The organism is Mesotoga sp. UBA5825 (assembly GCF_002432955.1).
Lineage (GTDB): Bacteria > Thermotogota > Thermotogae > Petrotogales > Kosmotogaceae > Mesotoga.
Genome location: NZ_DJHG01000137.1, coordinates 1 through 6740 on the forward strand (window position 1 = coordinate 1; position 6740 = coordinate 6740).

4 protein-coding genes are annotated in these 6740 nt (G+C 47.5%); 2 read left to right on the plus strand and 2 right to left on the minus strand.

Going from position 1 to position 6740, the window contains the following annotated elements; translation table 11 throughout:
- Positions 1 to 354: 354 nt before the first annotated feature.
- On the minus strand, positions 355 to 1314 hold the full coding sequence (locus B3N33_RS12765) for a GNAT family N-acetyltransferase (RefSeq protein WP_214060319.1): 960 nt from the start codon (positions 1312 to 1314) through the stop codon (positions 355 to 357).
- A 118-nt stretch (positions 1315 to 1432) separates the two neighbouring features.
- On the opposite strand from B3N33_RS12765, the gene B3N33_RS12770 reads away from it, so the two are divergent.
- The gene (locus B3N33_RS12770; RefSeq protein WP_214060320.1) at positions 1433 to 2602 is read left to right on the plus strand and encodes a TraB/GumN family protein; all 1170 of its coding nucleotides are present in this window, start codon (positions 1433 to 1435) and stop codon (positions 2600 to 2602) included.
- A 575-nt stretch (positions 2603 to 3177) separates the two neighbouring features.
- Positions 3178 to 5679: an ABC transporter substrate-binding protein gene (locus B3N33_RS12775; protein ID WP_292589901.1), complete on the plus strand. Its 2502-nt coding sequence runs from the start codon at positions 3178 to 3180 to the stop codon at positions 5677 to 5679.
- Positions 5680 to 6112: 433 nt separating this feature from the next.
- On the opposite strand, the gene B3N33_RS12780 is transcribed toward B3N33_RS12775, so the two are convergent.
- Positions 6113 to 6740: class II aldolase/adducin family protein (locus B3N33_RS12780; RefSeq protein ID WP_292593539.1), on the minus strand; the 628-nt coding region annotated here is incomplete at its 5' end.

A 6740-nucleotide genomic window follows, 5' to 3' on the forward strand; every position in this document is an offset into this window, starting at 1 on the left:
GCACAGCGGTTCTTATGCTTGCAACTTGGAACATGCAACTCGCAACTGCTCTTTCGAACAAACAGCTGTTCTCCCAAGAAAGGCTTCTAGCGATCTAACCAGACCCCGGACCCGGTTCATACCCGCGAAGAAGGCATTGCGGCCTGGGACGTTCTTGCCTGGCCTTGCGTCCGCCGATGTTCTTCGGCGCCTGCCTTTAGTCTGATCTTTTATTTTTCGCACCTAGATCTTGCAACGTGGAACTGGCAACTTGCAACTGGTCTCGGCCGCGAAGCGAAACTGGCGAAGGCGTAGCCTTCACAGGCGCGATGATTTTCGCCTTTTGACTGGACTCTGTAAGCAGACTCCTCCTCATCACACGTAATCAAAACCGTAGTCTGGAAGAGTTATAGGAAGACCCTTGAACTTGCTGCAGCATAGAATCTCCTGATTAAGTTCGGCCAAAGAGAGTCTTTCAGCACTCTCCAGAAATCTGTCGTAATCCTCCGAAAGCATTACCTCGGTGAAATAGCTTTCCATCTGATCGAAGAAGTGGCGTTTCGAAATGACTTTTGCCGTTCCCGGAAACTCGCATGGCAGGCTTTCTTCGCTTCTGAATAGTCTGTCGGCGATTATAGTGCACTCTTCAAGTCCTTCTTTTTCTATGAAGCTTCTTGTCAAGGATATTACGTCCTTGCTGCTGCCTCCATATTCCACAACGTGATTCACCGTTTCCTTTTCCACAACGGTGATGTACGCTCTGTCGTTGATATAGGTCTTTGTCTTTCTGGCCACTGCGTATCCTGTCGAGAAGATCTTCTCAAAATCCGAAAAGCTCCTGATGTATCTGACGGGTTTCAGTCGGTACAGGTCAAGAATCCTTCCGATGTCGGTACGCTTCGCTTCCCTCATCGCGGTTGCTCTACCATGTTTCACTACAATCTTTTTGAGACCGGGGGGTTTGACCGCTCCAAAACGCTGATACATCCCTCTTCCTCCGGATATGATGAGCAGTGATAGTCCCAGATCTATAGCCAATTCCTCTGCCTTGGCAAGAGTCACGGCGCCGTAATTCTTTCCGCGGTAGTCTGGGTGAGTGCATACCGAACCAACGAGTCCAACTTTCATTCTGTGACCGAATAGAGATATTTCTCTGGGAAGGAGCCCGATCATCGCTACAGGTCTTCCAGCCTCTTTGACAACGGTTATGTTCTTAACGTTTTCCTCGGAGAAAAGCACAGGAAAGATCTTGCCCATTTCAGTATTGAAGACCAGAGATGCGAGCTCAATAGCTCCTTCGAGATCTCCGATCTCAGCTCGGACGGGGCTGCTCAAGAGAACACCTCCCAACATCATCTTAATCAGCTATATAATTGATAATCTCATAAACACGAGTTAGCTGCAAGATTATGATTAAATAGAGTTTGATAATTAAATCGAAAGGGTGATTTCGTTGTCCGAGACAGTGCACAGAATAATGCTTGATGACAAAGAATTGATAGTTATCGGTACCGCCCACGTATCAAAGAACAGCGCCGAAGAAGTGAAGACGATCATTGAGGAAGAGAAACCCGATTCCGTTGCTATAGAGTTGTGTAATTCCCGTTATCAATCGATGCAGGATCAGGATAGATGGAAGAAGACCGATATCGCAAAGGTTGTTAAGGAGAAGAAATCCTTTCTTCTTCTGGCAAATCTCATACTCTCTTCCTATCAGAAGAGAATGGCGAAGCAGATAGGAATTCAAGCTGGACAGGAGATGCTGCAGGCTATTGAGTCGGCAAAAGAGATAGGAGCGCAGCTTGTTCTCGCGGATAGAGATATTCAGGTTACTTTCGCAAGAATATGGGGAAATCTCGGCTTCTGGGGAAAGACGAAACTCTTCTTCACTCTCGTTCTGTCAATTTTCAGCGATGAGAAGATAACCGAAGAAGATCTTGAAAAGATGAAGTCGGGTGATATGCTTACATCGGCTCTTAGTGAACTTTCAAAGTCTTTTCCGCAGCTGAAGGAGACTCTTATTGACGAGAGGGACAAGTTTCTTGCCCAGAAGATCAAGACGGCTCCAGGAAAGAAAGTAGTCGCAGTCGTTGGTGCCGGACATGTCCCGGGTTTGAAAGAGGCTATAAAAGAGGATCAGGACCTTGCGGCACTCAGCAAGATCCCTCCGAAGAAGAAGACCGGTAAGATTATCGGCTGGACCATATCAATAGTCATTATTGCTCTCATGGTATCTACTATTATCGTGAACAGGGATGCCGGATTAGACCAGATACTGGCCTGGATCCTCTGGAACGGATCGCTTTCTGCTCTGGGGACTATTGCAGCTCTTGGCCACCCTCTCTCTATATTGACTGCTTTCTTCATTGCTCCGGTGAGTTCCTTGAACCCTATTCTCGCTGCCGGGTGGTTTGCCGGTCTTGTGGAGGCGCTGGTGAGAAAGCCAAAGGTCTTCGACTTTGAAAACTTGAACGAAGATGTAAGTTCATTCAAAGGGTTCTGGAAAAACAGAGTTACGAAGATCCTTCTGGTTGTAGTATTCGCGAACGTTGGAAGCAGTGTGGGGACTTTTATCGGGGGAGCCGAGGTCATTAGGATCTTTGTTAAGTCTTTCTTCGGATAAGAGGATGCCTGCGTTCTTGAATGCTTTCATTGTAGAACAAAGAGACTGACGATATTGCTGAGAGTGTACCCAAGGTTGGTTTCTAGGAGCACATAGGTTCCTGAAGGAAGGAATTTCAAACAGCCGGCTACTTCTGATCGGGAGAAGATTTGCCGATTGGGCCCTTGCAGCCTACTTTATTCTTGATGAAGATGGTTTCACAGTTGCGTAGAATGTCCTTGGCACGGTGAGCTTATCGAAGGAAAAGGGATACGTCGATAGAGAGAAGTAACAGACATCGGTTTATCCGGCAAATTCTCAGTAACTAAGGCTAGTTTGTTCCGTAATGCATCATAATTAAATCTACTCAAGAGAGAAGAGCTTCGTCTTTTGAGTCCAAATGTAATATAATAGTATCGTAAGACATTTGCTTTTTTATGAAGCGTTGATTACTTCAGTATCGATCATCGATTACACTGTTTTTTTTGCTCTTTGATAATCTCTCTCGTTTCTTGTCATTACCTAGTTGAAACAGCTTTATCCCAGTCAAAACTGTGTCTCTTACGAACTAGCAACTACAAAAGGAGGCGAAAAAAGTGAAGAGAAGACTAACAACTTCTGTGTTAGTGATGTTGTTGCTGCTCGGCGGGCTTGCGCTTGCAGTGCAGAAGGGGCCCTATCCTGATCTTGTCTATTTCAACGTTAGGATGTCCGAAGATATCGCTCTGAAAGATACTGCGGAAGGGATGACCGATATCTTCATGTGGGGTCTATCTGGTCCTCAGATCTTCGGACTCGATCAGGCCACCAGAGACAAGCTTGATTTGTATGCCGTTCCATCCGGTTCGTGGTCGCTACTGATGAACCCGATTCCCAACGAAGCGCCCTATGTAGTAGAAGTTGGGGGCAAGGAGTACTTCAATGCCTTTGCTATCAGGGATATCAGGTTTGCGATTAACGACTTGATTAACAGACAGTACCTAGTCGATGAGATTCTTGGAGGTGCAGGCACTCCGGCCTTCACTATGGCTACAACGGGACAGCCTGGAACGTACCGTTATAACCTTCTCGCAACGAAGTTTGGCTTTACAGCAGAGGGTAACGAGGCAAGAGCTTTGGAAGTAATAGAAAGCTCTATGCAAGCTGCGGCTAATCTTCCGGAAAATGTCGGAAGGCTTGTGAAGAGAGCCGATGGCTTCTGGTACTTTGACAATGAGCCCGTTACGATCAAAATCGCCATTAGAGTGGACGACCCTCAAGGCCGCCTAAAGGAAGGAGATTACATCGCCGATCAGCTGGAAAAGGCAGGACTGAAGGCTGAAAGGCTTTACTGGGACAGGATCAAATGCAGCAGCGTTGTTTACGGTGGAGATCCGGCGGAATTCACCTGGCAGATGTACACAGAAGGCTGGGGAGCAGGAGCAACAAGAGCCTTCTGGGAGCATATCGTCGCCCAGATGTACGCCCCGTGGTACGGGTACATGCCAGGTGGAATGACGGAAGGCTTCTGGAACTATCAACAGGATGAGATTGATGAGGTTACACTGAATGCCTATACCGGAAACTTCCTGACCGAGGAGGAGTACTGGGAACTGGCGCTGAGAGGTCTTGAGCTGGGTCTTGAGGAAGCAGTCAGGATATATGTTGTAAATCAGTTGGATTTCTTCGTTGCCAACTCGGCGAGACTGAAGCAGAGATTCGCTTATGGGCTTGGGGACGGTCTCAACACCTGGTCGATAAGAACTGCCGTTACAGATGACCGAACGCTATTCATAACGCAGTTCTCGGCTATGGGGTCGCTCTTCATGGATGCCTGGGACCCGATAGGGACGGACGGTTTTGACAGCGTATACTCGAATTACATAGCCGGAAACCTTTATGATTCCGCGATGTTCGAAAGTCCGGCCTCAGCTATCCCCACACCTTTAAGAGCGGTACCGGTTGAAGTTGAAACCAGGGCAAGGCGTAACGAAGAGGGAGATGTATTAGGCGACTTTGATGTTCCCACAAATGCGATAAATTACTGCCCGTTCAACGAAGCCTGGCTGGAGGTTGGAGAAGGGAAAAAATCGATGTCTATGGCTACGTATGAGTTCAGATTCGGCAACTTACATCATGGACAACCAATTTCGATAGTTGATTTTCTGTACGCTCAGGGCTTCCAGATGGAATGGGCCAACAAAGAGGGCGATGATGACCTCCAGTACGAGCGGGCGTATTCCTCGTCGCTTAAGAGTTCGTTGGATACTATAATAGGCTGGGTATTGAACGAGGATGATACCATAACGGTGTATTTCGACTACAACTTCCCCGCGAGCAAGGAAAGAGTTGCTAGTTGGGGAGCGCCGGGTATAAGTGTCTCTGCATCGGGCCATGCGGTCGGTTGTGCATGGGAAATCGCAGAAGCAATGTCGTTGCTTGTAACTGAAGGCAGCAAGTCCGGCACTTCTTACTCAATAACTATGGATCCTGCCTTCACCGAAGTCGATGCTATTGCTCCTGCGTGTGTGAAAGACATCAGAGCTAAACTTGTCGAGATGAAGGAAAGGAAACACATTCCAAACTACATCAAGGAGTTTGTGGATGAGCAGTATGTTCTCGAGAGATACGATGCGGCGATCAAATTCATAGACAACTACGGTCATGCTTACATCAGCAACGGTCCGTTCTATCTCTCAAAGTTCGATTCAACATCTAACTTCATGGAACTAAGAGCTTTCAGAGATCCAAGCTATCCATTTGAAGACACCTACTGGATAGAGGAACTGAAGGTGCTAAGACTGGAGATTGACAGTATCGAAACCCCCGCCTTCATAGGGAAGGGTAGCGATCTTCCAGTAACGGTCCACGTCGCGGAAGTCACGTACCCGATTGACGAGGCGATTCCTGCGACAGTCGGAGAAGTAACGGTTTCTTTGATTTTCGGTCAGGAAAGCGTCGAGTTCAAGGCTGTTATGGTCCAGCATGGCGTCTTCGAGTGCACGATACCGGCAAGTGTGTTTGAGAAACTCGAGTCTGGATCATACGTTATCATGGCCATTGCCGAGCTTGAAGGAGCTATCCCAGCTTCGGCTTCCACTTCGGTGGTCCTCTTCTGATAGCTTTCTGAAGAGCTATTTGAAGAGTAGTTCGCATTTTGGAGAGGTAGTGTTTTTTGCGCTGCCTCTCCTTCAGTTTCTCAAGGAAACGCGGGTTCGAGAAATGAGGTGCGATGAGAAAGATTTTGCTCTGTAAGGTAGATCTCGAGCATCTTCTGCTTTCTGCAAGATGGCAGTCACTGTTGGACAAACTCAACGTCTATCGATGAATGAGAATGGGACAAGTTCACGGCCGAGTGAAGATAGCTCAAAAGATACCCCAGAAAATCTGGGGTCTTGTTACTTCATGAAGCATGGCTACAAGGAGAAGAACTCCTCTTAAGTCTCAAGAACTCTCTTTTGAACAGACCCGCAAATAGGGTATCGAAAGTCGTCTCAGCATAAAAGAATCAGAAATCGCTCCAGCGAAATCAGTTCAGAACCTACGGTGCTTCTAGTACCCCCTAACTTTTCTCAAGAACCTTTCAACTTCTTCAGAAGGGATCTCCAGATGGCCGGGCCTTGCGCCTGAGAGATGGGTTATCTGCGCCAGAAATTCCAGTGTTTCGAGCTTGGCGTAAGCCTCTTCAATGCTTTTACCGGTAACGGTGACACCGTGATTCCTGAGAACAAAGGTTCTCGAACCCTGCTTCAAGCCTTCACCGAATACCTCTGCGAAATCGTCTGTGCCTGGCATTTTGTAGGGCAGATAAGTTATTGGAGCCAGCATGAGCGCCGTTTCGGGCAGGACGTTTACCGGGAACTCCTTCTGTTGAACGGCCATAGTCGTTGCATGGACAGGATGAGCGTGAAAAACGGATACAACTTCGTTACACTCTCTGTAAATCTTCAAGTGCATTCTGTATTCAGACGATGCTTCTCTTCTTCCTCTCACTTTGTTTCCCGCAAGATCGACCTCGACCAGATCCTCTTCCGTCAAAAAATGCTTCACCATTGTTGTAGGAGTTATCACAATATGATCTCCGATTCGAACGCTCATGTTTCCGCCGGTGCTTTCCGTTAGTCTTCTGTCCCACGCCAGCCTTGCAAAAAGGACCAGTTCTTCTCTCAAATCCATAATG